14 protein-coding genes are annotated in these 15,630 nt (G+C 67.5%); 7 read left to right on the top strand and 7 right to left on the bottom strand.

Annotation, left to right across the window (positions count from 1 at the left end; genetic code table 11):
• Positions 1-230 precede the first annotated feature (230 nt).
• The 4 genes from QFZ33_RS03265 (at position 231) to QFZ33_RS03250 (ending at position 4,317) form a co-directional block, all read left to right on the top strand.
• Positions 231-1,199: a DMT family transporter gene (locus QFZ33_RS03265; protein WP_307024803.1), complete on the top strand. Its 969-nt coding sequence runs from the start codon at positions 231-233 to the stop codon at positions 1,197-1,199.
• Between the two features lie 9 nt (positions 1,200-1,208).
• Positions 1,209-1,637, top strand: coding sequence for a metallopeptidase family protein (locus QFZ33_RS03260; RefSeq protein WP_214846070.1), 429 nt, complete (start codon positions 1,209-1,211; stop codon positions 1,635-1,637).
• 10 nt (positions 1,638-1,647) lie between these two features.
• Positions 1,648-2,562 (top strand): cation diffusion facilitator family transporter, encoded by a 915-nt coding sequence (locus QFZ33_RS03255; protein ID WP_307024801.1) that lies wholly within the window; start codon positions 1,648-1,650, stop codon positions 2,560-2,562.
• 213 nt (positions 2,563-2,775) lie between these two features.
• Positions 2,776-4,317 (top strand): C40 family peptidase, encoded by a 1,542-nt coding sequence (locus QFZ33_RS03250; protein WP_307024799.1) that lies wholly within the window; start codon positions 2,776-2,778, stop codon positions 4,315-4,317.
• Positions 4,318-4,367: 50 nt separating this feature from the next.
• On the opposite strand, the gene QFZ33_RS03245 is transcribed toward QFZ33_RS03250, so the two are convergent.
• Genes QFZ33_RS03245 through QFZ33_RS03230 form a run of 4 tightly spaced genes read right to left on the bottom strand, consistent with a single transcriptional unit; the run spans position 4,368 to position 7,545 of the window.
• Entirely contained in the window at positions 4,368-5,363 is a 996-nt protein-coding gene (locus QFZ33_RS03245) for an ABC transporter permease (RefSeq protein ID WP_373427228.1), read from the bottom strand.
• Positions 5,350-6,390: an ABC transporter ATP-binding protein gene (locus tag QFZ33_RS03240; protein ID WP_307024797.1), complete on the bottom strand. Its 1,041-nt coding sequence runs from the start codon at positions 6,388-6,390 to the stop codon at positions 5,350-5,352. Before QFZ33_RS03240 ends, QFZ33_RS03245 begins: the two co-directional genes overlap by 14 nt.
• On the bottom strand, positions 6,387-6,512 hold the full coding sequence (locus tag QFZ33_RS03235) for a hypothetical protein (protein WP_307024793.1): 126 nt from the start codon (positions 6,510-6,512) through the stop codon (positions 6,387-6,389). The genes QFZ33_RS03240 and QFZ33_RS03235 overlap by 4 nt, the downstream gene beginning before the upstream one ends.
• 58 nt (positions 6,513-6,570) lie before the next feature.
• Positions 6,571-7,545, bottom strand: a complete 975-nt coding sequence (locus QFZ33_RS03230; protein ID WP_307024791.1) for a LolA family protein — start codon at positions 7,543-7,545, stop codon at positions 6,571-6,573.
• Positions 7,546-7,696: 151 nt separating this feature from the next.
• On the opposite strand from QFZ33_RS03230, the gene QFZ33_RS03225 reads away from it, so the two are divergent.
• Entirely contained in the window at positions 7,697-8,356 is a 660-nt protein-coding gene (locus tag QFZ33_RS03225) for a DedA family protein (RefSeq protein WP_307024790.1), read from the top strand.
• A gap of 41 nt (positions 8,357-8,397) precedes the next feature.
• Here QFZ33_RS03225 and QFZ33_RS03220 read toward each other — a convergent pair whose 3' ends face one another.
• Together QFZ33_RS03220 and QFZ33_RS03215 are read right to left on the bottom strand one after the other, a co-directional pair.
• Positions 8,398-11,172, bottom strand: a complete 2,775-nt coding sequence (locus tag QFZ33_RS03220) for a PEP/pyruvate-binding domain-containing protein (RefSeq protein WP_307024788.1) — start codon at positions 11,170-11,172, stop codon at positions 8,398-8,400.
• Between the two features lie 3 nt (positions 11,173-11,175).
• Complete coding sequence (locus QFZ33_RS03215; protein WP_307024786.1) at positions 11,176-12,213, bottom strand: universal stress protein; 1,038 nt, start codon at positions 12,211-12,213, stop codon at positions 11,176-11,178.
• A 467-nt stretch (positions 12,214-12,680) separates the two neighbouring features.
• On the opposite strand from QFZ33_RS03215, the gene QFZ33_RS03210 reads away from it, so the two are divergent.
• On the top strand, positions 12,681-13,313 hold the full coding sequence (locus QFZ33_RS03210; protein ID WP_307031643.1) for an FAD-dependent monooxygenase: 633 nt from the start codon (positions 12,681-12,683) through the stop codon (positions 13,311-13,313).
• Between the two features lie 40 nt (positions 13,314-13,353).
• Here QFZ33_RS03210 and QFZ33_RS03205 read toward each other — a convergent pair whose 3' ends face one another.
• On the bottom strand, positions 13,354-13,944 hold the full coding sequence (locus QFZ33_RS03205) for a copper resistance CopC family protein (protein WP_307024784.1): 591 nt from the start codon (positions 13,942-13,944) through the stop codon (positions 13,354-13,356).
• 111 nt (positions 13,945-14,055) lie between these two features.
• Here QFZ33_RS03205 and QFZ33_RS03200 point away from each other — a divergent pair, with 111 nt between their 5' ends.
• A complete protein-coding gene (locus tag QFZ33_RS03200) occupies positions 14,056-15,495 on the top strand; it encodes an NCS2 family permease (RefSeq protein WP_307024781.1) in 1,440 nt (479 codons plus the stop codon).
• The last annotated feature ends 135 nt before the right edge of the window (positions 15,496-15,630 follow it).

Below are 15,630 nucleotides of genomic sequence, written 5' to 3'. Positions count from 1 at the left end.
TTGGTTGAACAAGGGCAAAAATAAAGGGCCGAAGCCTTTCGTTCTTGTCCTTTCGCGTTCCTCCGAACTGGACCTGTAAAACTATAGAGCCTCTCCCCGGAATATCCAAAATCGGCCCGGTGGACACGCAAACGGCACGCAAATCGAAGCCCGCCACATTGGCAGTTTCTTGGCGAGACATGGCCGATTTCCGCCAGCCGCCGCGTGGAGAACGGAGCTAGATTGGCACCATGGCATCCACCGCCGGCACCAGCCCACTTCAGCCCCGCTCCCCCGACGGCCCCTCCTCTGGAGGATCGGTGCCGGAAGGGCCCGCTCCCCAGAAACCCGCACCCTCCATGAACGCGCTCGGCGTCGCCGCCGTCGTGGTGACGGTGGTGCTTTGGGCGTCCGCCTTCGTGGGCATCCGCGCCGTTGGCCCAAGCTTCTCCCCCGGAGCACTGACGCTGGGGCGGTTGGCGATTGCCGCCGTCGTGCTTGGCGCGGTGGTGCTTCCCAAACTCCGGGCGCTGCCGCGGGGCCGGGAGTGGTGGCCGATTCTCGCCTATGGCGTCATGTGGTTCGCCGGGTACAACGTGGCACTCAACGCCGCGGAGCATGCGCTCGACGCCGGAACCAGCGCGCTGCTCATCAACGTGAACCCGATCCTGGTGGCCGTGATGGCGGGCATCATCCTCAAAGAGGGTTTTCCGCGCTGGCTGATTATCGGCAGCCTGGTGGCGTTCGGGGGCGTGGGAGTCATTGCGCTGGGATCGGGGACGCGTTCGACGGCGGACGTGGCAGGCGTGCTGCTTTGCCTCCTCGCTGCTGCACTCGCCGCAGTGAGCGTCATCATCCAGAAGCCCGTGCTGCGGAAGTTTCCGGCGGGGCAGGCCACGTGGTTCGGGATCATCGTGGGCTTGGTCTGCTGCCTGCCTTTCGCAGGCCAGCTGGGGCAGGAGCTGCAGGCGGCGCCGTTGCCAGCCACCCTTGGCCTGGTCTACCTGGGCATCTTCCCCACTGCGATCGCCTTCACCACGTGGGCCTACGCCCTTTCGCTGATCGATGCCGGCAAACTGGCTGCAACCACGTACCTGGTGCCGGGCACGACGGTGCTGATCTCATGGCTGGTGCTCAGCGAAATCCCGACGGTCTGGGGACTCGTCGGCGGCGCCATCTGCCTCCTCGGCGTGGGGCTGACCCGGCGGAGATCCCGCTAAAGTTTGGGTATGCCCGCTAACCTGCCGCCCGGCCTCCCGATAGTGCCGGACGGAGCCGGCGACCCCTCCGGCTTCGACATGTCCGAAGCCGACTTCGAAGCCGCCGTCAGCGACGCCCTGGACCAACTTCCCGCCGAGGTGGCGCGGGCCATGGACAACGTGGCCGTGTTCATCGACGACGATTACGTCCCCCAGCCCGGCGAGGACCCGGACACGGTGCTCCTGGGACTGTACGAGGGCGTTCCGCTGACCGAGCGTGATTCCTGGTGGGATGCCGGATCGCTTCCGGACCGCATCACCATCTACCGCCAGCCCATCCTGGACATCTGCTCCTCGCGCGAGGACGTGGTGGAGGAGGTGGCGGTGACGGTGATCCACGAGATTGCGCACCACTTCGGAATCGACGACCAGCGGCTTCACGAACTCGGGTGGGACTAGCCTTGTAGGCATGGGACACGACCACAACCACGGCCTCACGGCAACGGGTAGGCATCGCGGCAGGCTGATTGCGGTTCTGGCCATCACCCTGTCCGTGATGCTCATCCAGGTGATCGGCTCCCTGCTCTCCGGCTCCCTTGCCCTGCTGGCCGATGCGGGCCACATGCTCTCCGACGCAGCCGGCGTCTTCATCGCCCTGATGGCTGCATGGATCGCTGCACTGCCGGCCAGCGATCTACGGACGTATGGCTACCAGCGCGCGGAAGTCCTGGCTGCCCTCGCCAACGCCCTGATCCTGGTGGTGGTAGCGGCTGTCATCTTCACCGAAGCCACCCGCCGCATTGGCTCCGCGCCCGAGGTGCACACCGACATCATGCTGTCCGCCGCAATCCTGGGTGCGGCCGCCAACTTCGTCTCGCTGCTGATCCTGCGAAAGGCCCAGCAGGAAAGCCTGAACGTCCGCGGCGCCTACCTGGAGGTGCTGGGCGATCTCCTCGGCTCGTTCGCCGTCATCGCCGCTGCGCTGGTCATCAAATTCACCGGTTACCTGGCGGCGGACACCATCGCATCCGTAATCATCGCGCTGATGATCCTGCCGAGAGCCTGGCACCTGCTCCGCGAGGTGGTCGATGTCCTGCTGGAGGCCACCCCAAAGGGTGTGGAAGTCAGCATGATCCGCGAACACATCCTCTCCGTGGCGGGCGTGGTTGCCGTCCACGACATCCACATCTGGACGATCACGTCCGGCGTGCCGGTGTTTTCCGCCCACGTGGTGGTGCAGGACGAGATGCTGAGTGCGAAGGGTGCGGACCAGGTCCTGGACAAACTCACGACCTGCCTGGGCTCGCATTTCGATACCGAGCACTGCACCTTCCAACTGGAACCGGCCAGCCACTACGAGCACGAATCGCGTCAGCACGCCTGACGGCGTCATGGTCCGGTTTCGTTGCCTCCGGGTGGCGCGACACGCGCCCAGCATCTCCATCCACATGACACTGATGTTGTTTATGTTATTGATGTGACTAGTGTTGCCAAAGTGGCAACCTGGCCCTAACCTCAGAGGGCTGGGCATCTTCAGAGGAGCACTTCCGTGCTGCCTCCCGACTCGTTCGCCCCGCCCTGACTTGCGAGGTTATGAATGAGTTTGACCGGCCCCGGCCGCACAGCGGCAGTCTTCTGCACCGCCGTCGTCCTCTGCGGAACCCTCGCGGCACCTGCGACCGCTGACCGGGCCATTACGAAGATGTCGCCCACCGCAGGTCTTCTGGCAACAGCCCTGACGGTACCGGCGTCGCCGGAAGTTCCCTCCCCCGCGGACATCGCTGCCGCCAAGTCCAGTGAAAGTGCGACGGCGGCAAAGGTCGCCGACATTGAGGGCATCTTGGCCGACGCCGCCACGGCCCAGGAGGTCACATTCGCACGGACGCTCGAAGCCAACAACGCTTACAGCAATGCCCTCGTGGAGCTGGACACGAGATCGGACGCGGCCGCGGTGGCCACGGCCAGGGCTTCCGCCGCGGACAAGGAACAGTCCAAGAGCCGTAAGGCCGTGGGGCAGCTGGCCGGGGACCTGTACCGGAACGGTGGCCTTAATCCGGAGCTGAGCGGCCTGGTCACGGGCACTGGCGATGTCCTCGCCAAAGCGGCAACGCTGCAGGCACTTACCGCCGGCCGGAGCAGGGCCTTCACCGCCGCAGAAACCACCGCCGCGGCCGCCGAATCGCTCACGGCTGCCGCCGCCGACGCCCGCCGCGCGGCAGATGACGCCGCGAAAACCGCCGAGACGCTCAAGGCAGAGGCAGACCATGCCAATGCAGCCCAGGTAAAGGCGGTGGCGGACGCCAAGGCGCAGCGGACTGTCCTCGTGGGGCAGCTTGCCTCGTTGCGGAACACTACGGCAGCGCTCGAGTCCGCCCGCGTGGACGGCCTGGAGCGCCAACGCCAGCAGGCCCGTCTCGCCGCCGTAACTGCGGCAGCTGAAGGTGCCGCCGCGGCCCAGGCGGCCACAGACAAAGCAGCGGCAGCGAACGCTGCGGCGGCAGGCAGCGCGAGTGCTGCCTCGGCGGAGGAGTCCGCTTCCGCGCCATCCCGGACGCCTGCCCAAACCGCTCCTTCACAGGCAGCTCCGGCCGCTCCTCCACAGGCGGCTCCGGCTCCGCCAGCTCCCGCGCCGGTCCGCCCGGCGCCTGCTCCGGCCCGCCCGGCTCCCGCGCCAGCACAGCCTGCGCCAGTACCGCCGGCACCAGCCCCCGCACGTGCGCCAGCACAGCCGGCACCCGCCCCGGTCCAGCCTGCCCCGTCTCCCGGCGGTTCCAACATGGCTGCCATCTCGGTGGCCATGGGCAAGGTGGGGTCCCCGTACTTCTATCAATATGGCGGCACTGGCGCGTACGGCTTCGACTGTTCGGGCCTGGTCCAGAACGCGTTCGCGGCCATCGGGAAGCAACTTCCGCGCACGGCTGCGGAGCAGTTCGCCCAGGCGCCCGTCCACGTGCCCCTGTCCCAGGCGCAGCCCGGTGATCTGCTGGTCTGGGGATCGGCGCCCGGTTTCTACCATGTGGCGATCTACCTGGGCGGCGGCAGGGTGGTCCAGGCGCTGAACCCGTCCGCGGGCATCACCGTGACGGATCTGAGCATGATGGCCGGCATGCAGCTCCACCCGGTCGCTGCACGGTACTAGCTCGGCCCGCCACTAGCACCCCGCCACAAGGACCCCGATAGCGGAATCGCCTAGGACAGTACGTCCTTGCTCACGAACCTGCCGTACGCGAGCGCGCCGAACACTGCGATGTAGCCCGCCTGCAGGAGCGCATTGTCAGCGAACGAATCCCAGCCGATGGGTTGGCGAAGCAGGTCTGCGAAGCCGAACCAGTTGTGCGTGAACAACCACGGGTGTAGCCACTCCAGCTGGGGCAGTTGGTCGAGCACCTGGGAAACGACGGACAGGACGATTGTTGCGGCCATGGCGCCGACAGGCACGTCGGTCAGCGTGGACAGAAACAGCCCGATGGCCGATAAACCGAGCAGCGACACGGCCTGATAAGCGGCGATTAGCAGCATCCTGACAAGCGCCTCGTCCGGTTCCACAAGGTCGCCCGAGAGCAATGCCACCGGTCCCACCGGGAAGAGTACCCAGCCGATGCCCGCGCCGGCGAGCGCCACAGCCAGTGGGGCGGAAAGACAAAACACAGCGGCCCCGGCATACTTGACCAGCAGCAGGCGCACCCGGCCGGCCGGAGCCACCAGCAGGTACCGCAGCGTGCCCAGTCCGGCTTCCCCGGCAATGGTGTCCCCCGCGACCACGCCAATGGTCAGCGGGAGGAACAGCGGAACGGAAACCAGCATCGCGGTGACGGCCACGAACAGGCCGTTCTGGCTGATCCGGTCCAGGAACGCCGGCCCCCTCCCCGGAGGAACAGCCGAGGAAACGTGGACGACGACGGCGATCACCACCGGGATGGCGGCCAGCGCCAGGAGCATGGCCTGGGTCCTGCGGCGGCGGAACAGCTGCTTCAGCTCCGAGGCGAGCAGAGAACCGCTGGACGGCCGGCGCCTGGTACCCGGCGCCGGGCTGTTTTGCACGGCGAGCCGCTGCACTGCCGGTTCCCGCGCCGCCGGCCCATGTCCATCCGGTTCCTGCCCTGCGGGCGCCTGAGCTTCCGGTTCCCCCGCCGCCGGCTCCTGCGCAACAGGTTCCTGCACTGGCGGCCGATCACTGTGCGACATCGAAGCCCTCCCCCGTCAAAGCCACAAAGCGGTCTTCCAGGCTGCCACGCTCCACCGTGAACCCGCGGACCCGCACGCCGTCCGCCACGAGGGCAGCGACGATCGTCTCCGGTGCCACGCCTCCGTTGGCGGCTGGGAGTCCCGCCGTGCCGTCAAACCCTGCGCCACCGGAGAGCTTTGCTGTACGGTCAGACCCCGCCCCAATAGGCAGGCTGGACGTAATGACGGCATCCACTCCGTCTGGATGACCCACAATGGGGGACAGCCCGAACCGCACCAAAACGCTCGAGGCCGTACCGGCGTCGGGCGTCACGAGGCGGAGCTGCGCGGTGCCCGACTCGCGGAGTTCGGCCAGGGGCCCCTGGGCCACCAGCCTGCCGGCGCTCATGATGGCCGCATGGGTGCAGATCTGCTCCACTTCGGCCAACAGGTGGCTGGAGACGAACACGGTGGCGCCGTCAGCGGCGAGGGACCGGACCAGGTTCCGCACCTCCCGCGTGCCCTGGGGATCCAGCCCGTTGGTCGGTTCGTCCAGGACCAGCAGTTCGCGGCGTGCCAGCAGCGCGTTGGCGATTCCCAGCCGCTGCTTCATGCCGAGAGAGTAGGCCCGCACCTTCTTGCGGGCGGCATGGGAAAGCCCCACCCGTTCCAGTGCTTCGTCCACCCGCGCGCGGCGGGTGGACGGCGCAGCGTGCCGATCCGCTGCATCAAAGCGGTGCAGATTCGCCGCACCCGAGAGGAAAGGGTAGAAAGCCGGCCCCTCCACCAGCGCACCGACCCTGGGCAGGACCTCATCCAGCTGCCGCGGCATGTCCATCCCGAGGACCCTGACCTCGCCCGCGGTCGGCGCGGCGAGGCCGAGCATCATGCGGATGGTGGTGGTCTTGCCGGATCCGTTGGGCCCGAGGAAGCCGAAGACAGAACCCCTGGGCACGGCCAGATCTATGCTGTTGACCGCCAGCTGGTGGCCGAACCGCTTGCTCAGCCCCTGTGTCTCTAGCGCAAGAGCGCGGCCAGCGGCTGTCACCTCGCGGCTGCGGCGGCCTGGAGCCGCTCCAGGGGCACGGAACCAACGAACGTCCGGCCGTCGTCGGTCAGCAGAACATTGACCAGTGATGTGGAGATGGCCCGCCCGCCCTGGACAGTCATGGTCGCCTGGCGAAGCAGGGGATCATTGAGCAGCCTGTCGACTGATTGCTTTCCGGACTCACGGGAAGCGGATGGGGCGGCAGCGGACGGGGGCCGGGATGCCGACGATCCGTTCCCAGCCGGAGCCCGTGACGGCGGGGGTGTGCCCGTGCAGGTCCTTATTGTCGGTGTTCCTGTCGGCCAGATCCTTGCCGGTCCGGTTCTTGTCGGCCTGGCCCTTCGTGCCGTTGGGCTTTGCCGGCACCGCAAGTTCCTTCACCGAGGCACCCGGCGGCGGCGAGAAGTTGAACAGGGCTGCGTCAGGAGCGCCCAGCGTCAGGCTGGAGAACGCCGTCCGGAACGCAGGCTCCTGCTGACCGCGGGCCCGTACCTCCACGCTCAGCGGCATGCCGTTCTCACCATCCACGGCCACGGCCACGGAGCCCACCAGGGTCACGGCCGACCGCGGCGTGAGGACCAGGTTGTATGCCGCCCTGCCTGCCACCTCGGTATCTTCGGCCACCGCCACGTCGGTGCTGCCGTCCAGCTTGTCAAGCATCTTCGCGGCCAGTTCCTCCGGCGTTGCCACACCCGCCGGCATGTCATGGCTGCGGGATTCCTTCGAGGCAGCGGCGGGAAGCGTGACGTGCGTGGCCGTGTTGTCCTTGGAGTTGTACAGCCACAGCTCATTGCCCTGCCGGACGGCGTCGCGTTCGGCCATCCGGTCCATCACTTGGATGCGGGCCTTGGTTGGTCCGTCGATGTAGACGCGGGCGCTGTGTGGGCCGGTCAGCAGCTCGGCGAGGGAACCCGTCCCTGCACCCGAGGTGGGTCCTACCTGGGGGACATCGGGCAGGCCGAGTTCGGAGGATTGCTCCACCGTGCCGGAGAAGGACTTGGTCTGGTGTTGTCCGATCATCGCCAGCACCTGGGCAGGTGTCTTCTCTGGCAACGGATCCCGGGCGCTCGCGGGCAAGGACCCCGCCAGGACTCCGGCAGCTATCACAGCAGGTACGGCCACGGCGGGTGTCCACCGCAGCCAGATGGCAGTCATGTCGACTCCGCTCCGACGTCGCAGCTCATACCCTCAGGGTACGCCTCGGCCTCCTATGTGGCAGCCCCCGGCCGGGCTGTCCGCTTTCCCTGTACCGGCGGGTGGGCCAGACTGGGTGGGACGCCGTTTTCCAGTCCAGGAGCCGTAGCCAATGCGCATTCCCGGTGCCACATCCAGTCCCGCCGACGAACTGACAGGCATCGTGGGCTTCGCCGCCCAGGCGATCGATTCGCTCGGGGAATGGGGTGTGGGCCTCTTCACCTTCCTCGAGACGGTGTTCCCGCCGATTCCCAGCGAAGTGATTCTTCCGCTGGCCGGGTTCCTGACCCGGCAGGGGTCCCTCAACCTGGCCTTGGTCTTTGTAACCAGCACATTGGGGGCGTATCTTGGCGCCCTTGCGCTGTATTTCCTCGGCGCGAAGGTGGGACTGGAGCGTTCGATCCGCTGGCTGTCCAAGCTGCCTCTGGTGGACCGGGAGGACTTCGAGCGCGCGGACGTCTGGTTCCGCCGCCACGGCAGGTCGGCGATTTTCTTCGGCCGGCTGCTGCCCGGCGTGAGGAGCCTCATTTCGTTGCCGGCGGGCGCCGAGAGGATGCACCTGGGCACCTTCAGCATTTTCACCATTGCCGGCACCGCCGTCTGGAACAGCGCGCTGATCGGCTTCGGCGTACTGCTGGGCCGGCAGTACGCGATGGTGGAGCAGTACTCCCGCTACCTCAACTACGCCGTCTACGCCGCCCTGGCCATCTGCGTTGTCTGGCTCGTGGTCCGGCACATCCGGCGCGGGAAGCCGGCACAGGACCGGCAGTAGCCACGGGCCTGAGCAGCCACCGCCGGCAGCAGCCGCTGCCCTCAGGCGCCGGGCAGCACGGTGCCGGCGCCGCCGTCGACCGTCACTTCCTGGCCCGTCCTGAGCAGCGAGGTGGCGTCAGCCACGCCAACCACGGCGGGGATGCCATACTCCCGGGCCACCACAGCGCCGTGGGAGTTGGGGCCGCCCATCTCCATCACCAGGCCACCTGCCGTGAGGAACAGCGGGGTCCAGCCTGGATCGGTGGACGGCGCCACAAGGACTTCCCCCGGTTCCAGGTGGGCGCCCACGGGTTCGAGGATCACACGTGCGGGCGCTGTCACCGTTCCCGCCGACGCCGGGCTCCCGGACAGTGCCCCGGCGGCGGTTCCGAAGGCGGTAAGCAGCGTTTCCGGTTCCGTTCCGTCCGACAGCAGCATCCGCGGAATGTGGCGCCGCTCCAGTTCCAGGTAATAGGCCCCCTGCCGCTGCGCCACGAGATCCTGCATGTCCGCACCATCCAGCGCCTGGTTTGTTTCGGCGAAGTCCAGGAAAAAAATGTCCTCTGCCAGGGCGAGCCGTCCCTGTTCCGCCAGGACGGCGCCGACTTCGGCCAGCTGCTTCCGGACTTCCGCCAGCGCCAGGACGATCTGGAACTTGGGAAGTTCGCGCAGCCCGGCGAAGAGCCGCGCCCGCCGCAACGCCGCCCGGACGGCCACGGCGCGAAGGCGTCCCCTCGAACGGGCCTCGGCCACCAGCCGCTCAATTTGTGCATCCGCTTCGGCTGCTGCCTTGCTGAACTGGCGGTCGGGGGCCCGTTCCGCGTCCTCCAGCCGGAGGTAGTTGGCCAGGACGCCAAGAATATGGGTGGGGTCGTCCCGCCAGCGGGGCATGCCGACGTCGATCTCGGCGACAGCCCGGTGCCCGTACCTCGCCAGGAACCCTGCCACGCCCGTCTGGGCCGCGGCCGGCAACCCGCCCGCGACGAAGCGCTGCGCCAGCACCGCGGGCGGATGAGCCGTCAGCACGGCCAACGATGCCGCGTCGGCCTTGATCGCCGTGGCAACCCGCCACAGCTCGAGGTCCATCTCGGTGGTCACATTGTTGGGCAGGCCGCGGAGGACAGGCTGCAGGTCTGTGTTTCTGCTTCCCCGGGGGCCGCCGTCCTTGCCGGCCCCCATGAGCTTGCCGGCACCGCCCTCGCCGGCACCGCCCTCGCCAGCACCAAAGAGTTTGCCGGCACCCAGGAGTTTCCCGGCGAGGCCGAGCATGGCGAAGCCCAGGCCGGCAAGCGGGAGCACGGCCGGCAGGTTGGGGAAGAGCCGCGACAGTATCCCCTCGGCATGGTCAAGCCGCGCGCGCGGGGAAGCACCCTGGGGCAGTTCCAGCGTCGCGTTGAACTCCGTGGTGAAGCGGTTCAGGCGTTTGAGGGCCACCTCGGGACGGACCAGCGCCCGGATCGCTGCTTCCGGCACGCGCGCCCGGGCAGCTAAGGGGACCACGTGCTTGAGGAGGTCCCAGGGGGTGCGGCGGGTGATGGACAGGCGCGGGTCATCGAACACGCTGCGCAGGACTTTTGCGGAGCGTGCCTCCATGACGTCAAAGACCTTGGGAATAATCCGGCGGCCCACGGTGCTCCGGGCGGCGGCGGTCAGGTCGATAAAGATGCGCTGTCCGGCTTCGACATTCGGCGGCGGCCCGCTGCGGGGATCCGGAACCTCGAAGCCGGCCGCGGCAGCAACTGATGAACCGATCCGCCGAAGGGCGGCAAGTCCCATCGGGGTCAGCGGCCGGGTCAGGCCCTGGGCGAGGCTGAAGCACAGGTAGACACGCAGGTCCTCCCCCGGGCCGGGCCGCTCCGGGACCTTCTCCGGCAGCGGGTAAAGCGTGGTGATGGGCCTCGACTGGGTCAGCCAAACCTTTCCGTCGCCGTCGAGCGCCCACTCGGTGTCCTGCGGGGCGCCGAAGTGGGCCTCCGCCTTGCTCCCCAGCGCCGTGAGCTCCCGGATCTGCGCGTCGGTCAGGCAGGGCTGGTTCTGCACACCCTGGTCGCCTGCCGTCTGCTCGACGAATTCGGTGCCTCCCGCGGGCAGCGGCCGGACAGCCGTCCGTTTGTCCCCCAGCCGGCGCTGCCGGATGGCACCGGATGCGGTGTCCACCACGAAATGGTCCGGATTGACGGCGCCCGACACCACTGCCTCGCCAAGCCCGGGACTGGCGTCAATCACAGCCTCCCGGCGCCTGCCGGTGACCGGATTCGCGGTGAACATCACGCCCGCCGCGTCGGCGTCCACCATCCGCTGGACGACGACGGCGAGGGCCACCGTTACCGGGTCAATGTTCCGGCTGGCGCGGTATGCCACCGCCCGGTCTGTCCACAGCGAGGCCCAGCACTTCCGGACGGCGTCCAGCAGCGCCACGGCGTCAATGACGTTCAGGTACGTGTCCTGCTGGCCGGCAAAGCTGGCGAAGGGAAGGTCCTCGGCCGTGGCCGAGGACCTCACTGCGACCGGAACGCCGTCCAGCGTCCGGTAGGCCGTAAGCACCTCCCCGGCGATCGCCGTCGGCAATTCTGCCGAGGTGATCAGGCTGCGGGCCATGGCAGCCAGGCTGGCGAGGGCTTCGAGATCATCGGCCGGGGTGTCCTGGAGGGCACGGTGCACGTCTGCGAGGCCCAGTGGCTCCACGGCCTGGATGTAGGCCTCGGTGGTGAGGCAGAACCCGTCCGGCACCGGGAGGCCGGCCGTGATCAGCTCGCCGAGGTTGGCAGCCTTGCCGCCAACCTCCGGCAGCATGGAGGCGCTGAGGTCCCCGAGACCGAGCACCAGGCCGTTCATGCGCTAAGAGGCGCCAAGCATGGGTCCGAAGCTGGCGCGGTCGGCGAGCCGGGGGTCCTCCCGGTCCGGCACCACCATCACTGGGCTCTTGGCATGGTGCAGGACGCCGTCCGACGTCGATCCCAGGAGCATGCCGGTGAAGCCGCCTCGGCCGCGGGTACCCACGACTATCAGCTCAACATGCCGGCTGGCCTCCACCAGCACATCCACGGGCGACCCATCCAGCAGCCGGGTCTCGATGGCCAGCCGAGGGAAGTGGCTCTGCAGCCAGGCCACTCCGGCCTTCAGCTGGACCTGGATATCGGCGAACAGCGCTTCCCTGTCCAGCGGGGCCGGAACCCAGGCAAGGGATCCGCTGTATTGCGGCACGGCGCAGATCACGCGCAGCGGCGCACCCAGCCGTTCGGCCTCCTCCGCGGCTTCCAGGACGGCGACGCGGGCCTGCTCGGACCCGTCCACCCCCACCACGACAGCTTTTTCCACGGGGCCGTGGCCGGCCTTGGCCTGTTCCGCCCGGATGTGTTTGTCCTGGGTGGTCTCGCCCAAGCGGTCGGAACAGATCAGCGGAACTGTCACCGTAGGGCACTTGGCGTGGGCGGGAAGCGCGCTGCTCACGGAGCCGAGGAGCCGTCCTACAAAGCCACCCCGACCGCGTGTGCCGAAGACCAGCAGCTCGGCGGTTTCGGACAGGTCGAGGAGTACGCCCGAAGCGTCCCCGTTCTCGACCGAGGAGCTGACGTTGATGTTGTAGCCGGCCACCTTGTCCACTGCGTGCTGCAGGATGGCCTCGGCGCCCTCGCGGATCACCGAGTCGTCCACGGTGGCATAGCCGCCGTCGAGTCCGGAGGCGGCAAAAATGGGCACCGAGTAGGCGGTGACAATATGGAGCGGACTACGGCGGCGTTCGGCTTCACGGGCAGCCCACACGAGGGCGCACTGGCCATGGTCCGAACCATCGACGCCGACCACGATTCCTTCGGGTCTCGCGTGCCGGGCACCGCCATCCCGTGCCGGGTCGGGATGCAATTCGTGTGCGTCCATTTGGTCCGCCTCCTCGCGATACTGCCTGATGATGCGGCTATTCTGCCAGAAGCAGCCTGTCTAGCCGGCACCGGCAGGCCGTCCGGTTCCCGGTTACGTACAGCCTGCGCTTAAGTCCAACTATTCTCGGTCCGCGATCTCTTAGCAAGCGGGCCCACGCGGCTTTTCGGGTCCTTTCGGAAGGCTGTTTCCTGCCCGTTCCGGGTGCTCTTCTGGCACGGCTCCGGGTGCCCTATCGGCACTGCTCGGGGTGCGCTGGTAACGCCGCGCAAAGCCCTGCAACCAATGTTTCGGGTGGGGTATCCACCGACCGAAAAATTCTGTAATGTCGAGGCACTATCGATCCGGATTGTGCTCCACCGCACATCCGGGGATGGCTGGTGTCTGCTTGCTGGGGCAGTGGACGGCGCACGGGCAATGATGCCCTGCGCTTCGAAATTCTCGAGGAGGAAGTTGTAGTGTCACGCATGCCTGGTCTCAGCGGCGCAGAACGGACCACCACTGTGGTCATCGGCACCGGACTTCCCGGTTTGGCAATCGCCACGGAACTCCGGCGTCGGGGCGTCGATTCAATCATCGTCAGCAGGCTGGAATCCCCGGGGGGCGGCCAGTCGTTCCAGAAATCCGCGCCGCAGCGGTGCGACGATGCCGAGGCGGCCTCGCTCCAGGAGCGGAACGAAATCCTCCGGCACCTGCGCAACTACGCGTCGAGCCACCAGCTGGACATCCGTAGCGACACGTCTGCCGTGTTGCTCGACAAGATGGGTCCGGGGGCGGAAGCCTCACTCCACCGCTGGGCCGTACACACCCCGAACGGCGTGCTGCTGGCCGACCACATCGTGCTCACGCGCTGTGCCCACAGCCAGCTGCGGCGCATGCTCAAGGACCTCGGCATCTCCATTGGCACCAACCTCGTAGCGGCCATGCGCGCCATCGGCATTTACCTGGTGGGCGTCGGCGAGCTCATCACGCCCACGCCGAAGGAAGTCCTGCGCCAGGCCAAGGTGGTGGGCCAGGCCATCTCGGCGAAGGTCTATCCGGACAGCGTGCCGTCGGTGCTGACCGGAAGTTTCCCGGCGCTGCCCGCCGGGGCACTCTGAAGACGCGGCACTCTGAAGTCACGGCTGCCTGAAGCGGTCGTTAGTTCCCGTCGCCGTCGGGCTCGTCACTGACGCCGAGCCGCCGGCGGGCCAGCACACCCAGGGTGATGAGCAGGCCGAGGGCCACGGCTGCGAAGACCACGATGCTCCATGGGAAAGGTTCCGAGGAATCCGGGGCTGTCCCCGTTGCCTGGGTCGCCCCCGGCTGCGGCGTACCGACGGTCGGAACCGGCGCCGCCGTTGCCCCCGCCACAGCCGCCGCGGCAGTAAAGGAGAACGTCCCCTCAATCGGATGGGAGTCCGAGCTCACCACCCGCCACACGACCGCGTACTTTCCGGCAGGCGCACCTTCCCGCAAGTTCTGCGTAGCGACGTTGTCCACGATCTCCACCTTGCCGTCGGCCCAGTCGGTTCCGGCGGCATCCGTCACCTTGACCTGGGAACCGAGCCCCAGCGGCGTGTTGTTGAAGGTTATCGAGACTTTGGCGGGCGCTGTCGCCACGGTGGCGCCGTCGGCCGGGCTGCTGGATTCGGCGGCGTCGTGCGCGGAAGCGGGACCCGCCGTAAGGAGCAGGGCGACGAGCGTGAGCGCACCAAGGAGGGCGGACAGCAGCTGGCGGGTGAAACGCATGGGCGGACTACTCCTAGTGTTGACTTCCTTACAGACTAGGCGAATTTGCCGGGACGGCATCCGGCAACCTACTAGGATTCAAGTAACCCCCACACTCTCACCGGAGGACTAATGCTCAAGCAGGGCTCTGCACTGGACCGGTACTTCAAGATATCCGAACGGGGGTCCAACCTCTCCCGCGAGATCCGGGGCGGTTTTGCCACCTTCTTCGCCATGAGCTACATCGTGGTGCTGAACCCCCTGATCCTGTCCGTTGCGGACTCCTCCGGCGCCACACTCGGTTTCCAGGCCGTTGCTGCGGTCACCGCCTTTGTTGCCGGCATCCTGACCATCCTCATGGGCGCGTGGGCCAAGCACCCGTTTGCCATGGCCACGGGCCTGGGCGTCAACGCCTTCGTGGCCGTCACGGTGGCCACCAACCCGGGGCTGACCTGGCCAGACATGATGGGGCTGGTGGTCCTCTCCGGCGTCACCATGATGATCCTGGTCCTTACCGGATTCCGGACCGCCGTGTTCCGGGCCGTTCCGGACGGGCTCAAGACCGCAATCGTGGTTGGTATCGGCCTGTTCATCGCCCTCATCGGCCTGGTCAACGCCGGATTCGTCCGGCGCGTTCCGGACGCGGCCGGGACCACGGTTCCGGTGGGCCTCGGCTTCGACGGCAAGCTCCTGGGGTGGCCAACCCTGGTGTTCGTCTTCGGCCTGATCCTGACCATCGCCCTGCTGGTGCGCAACGTCAAGGGTGCCATCCTGATCGGCATCGTCGCCTCCACCATCCTGGCCGTCATCCTTGAGTTCACGCTGCACATAGGCCCCAGCTTCGACGGCAAGAACTTCAACCCGCAGGGCTGGTCCCTGGTTGCCCCCAAGTTCACTGAATGGGCGGCTCCCGACCTCTCCCTGATCGGCAAGGCCAACCCTATCGGCGCCTTCGGACATCTGGGCGTTGTGGCCGCGGCGCTGCTCGCCTTCGTGATCCTGCTCAGCATCTTCTTCGACGCGATGGGCACCATGGTGGGCCTGGCTAACGAGGCTGGAACGGTGGACAAGGACGGCAACATCCCCAACGTTGACCGCGTGCTGCAGGTGGACGCCCTGGGCGCCATCGTTGGCGGCGGAGCCTCCGTGTCCTCCAACCAGATCTACGTCGAGTCCGGCGCGGGCATCGGCGAGGGCGCGCGGACGGGCCTGGCCTCGATCGTGACCGGCCTGCTGTTCCTGGTGGCCATGTTCTTCACCCCGTTGATCAACCTGGTGCCGTTCGAGGCCGTGGCCCCGGCGTTGGTGGTGGTCGGCTTCATGATGGTGGCCCAGGTCGGCAAGATCCACTGGCAGGACTGGGGCATCGCCCTGCCCGCCTTCCTCACGTTCACGCTGATGCCGTTCACCTATTCGATCGCCAACGGCCTGGGCGCCGGCTTCATCTCCTACGTCCTCATCCGCACCTTCCAGGGCCGCGCCCGCGAAGTGCACCCGCTGATGTGGGCCGTCGCGGCAGCTTTCGTCCTGTTCTTCGCCATTGGCCCGATCGAACAAGGACTCGGCATGTAGTAGCTTCCGCTTCCCCGCCCCGAGATGGCATTTGGCGGCAGTGTTCCTCAGTGACACTGCCGCCAAGTGCCATTTCGCGCTTAAGCGGGTTCCGGTATTTCAGACATCACGACGGCGGCGCTGCTGGCTTTCGCT

The sequence above is a fragment of the Arthrobacter globiformis genome (genome assembly GCF_030815865.1).
GTDB lineage: Bacteria > Actinomycetota > Actinomycetes > Actinomycetales > Micrococcaceae > Arthrobacter > Arthrobacter globiformis_B.
The sequence above is the reverse complement of the archived record's forward strand: the minus strand, read 5'-3'. Positions and strand labels throughout refer to the sequence as shown.

Coding starts and splice junctions, on each gene's coding strand:
- QFZ33_RS03265 (WP_307024803.1), top strand. CDS start 231: ATGGCATCCACCGCCGGCACCAGCCCACTTCAGCCCCGCTCCCCCGAC.
- QFZ33_RS03260 (WP_214846070.1), top strand. CDS start 1,209: ATGCCCGCTAACCTGCCGCCCGGCCTCCCGATAGTGCCGGACGGAGCC.
- QFZ33_RS03255 (WP_307024801.1), top strand. CDS start 1,648: ATGGGACACGACCACAACCACGGCCTCACGGCAACGGGTAGGCATCGC.
- QFZ33_RS03250 (WP_307024799.1), top strand. CDS start 2,776: ATGAGTTTGACCGGCCCCGGCCGCACAGCGGCAGTCTTCTGCACCGCC.
- QFZ33_RS03245 (WP_373427228.1), bottom strand. CDS start 5,363: ATGTCGCACAGTGATCGGCCGCCAGTGCAGGAACCTGTTGCGCAGGAG.
- QFZ33_RS03235 (WP_307024793.1), bottom strand. CDS start 6,512: ATGACTGTCCAGGGCGGGCGGGCCATCTCCACATCACTGGTCAATGTT.
- QFZ33_RS03230 (WP_307024791.1), bottom strand. CDS start 7,545: ATGACTGCCATCTGGCTGCGGTGGACACCCGCCGTGGCCGTACCTGCT.
- QFZ33_RS03225 (WP_307024790.1), top strand. CDS start 7,697: ATGCGCATTCCCGGTGCCACATCCAGTCCCGCCGACGAACTGACAGGC.
- QFZ33_RS03220 (WP_307024788.1), bottom strand. CDS start 11,172: ATGAACGGCCTGGTGCTCGGTCTCGGGGACCTCAGCGCCTCCATGCTG.
- QFZ33_RS03215 (WP_307024786.1), bottom strand. CDS start 12,213: ATGGACGCACACGAATTGCATCCCGACCCGGCACGGGATGGCGGTGCC.
- QFZ33_RS03210 (WP_307031643.1), top strand. CDS start 12,681: ATGCCTGGTCTCAGCGGCGCAGAACGGACCACCACTGTGGTCATCGGC.
- QFZ33_RS03205 (WP_307024784.1), bottom strand. CDS start 13,944: ATGCGTTTCACCCGCCAGCTGCTGTCCGCCCTCCTTGGTGCGCTCACG.
- QFZ33_RS03200 (WP_307024781.1), top strand. CDS start 14,056: ATGCTCAAGCAGGGCTCTGCACTGGACCGGTACTTCAAGATATCCGAA.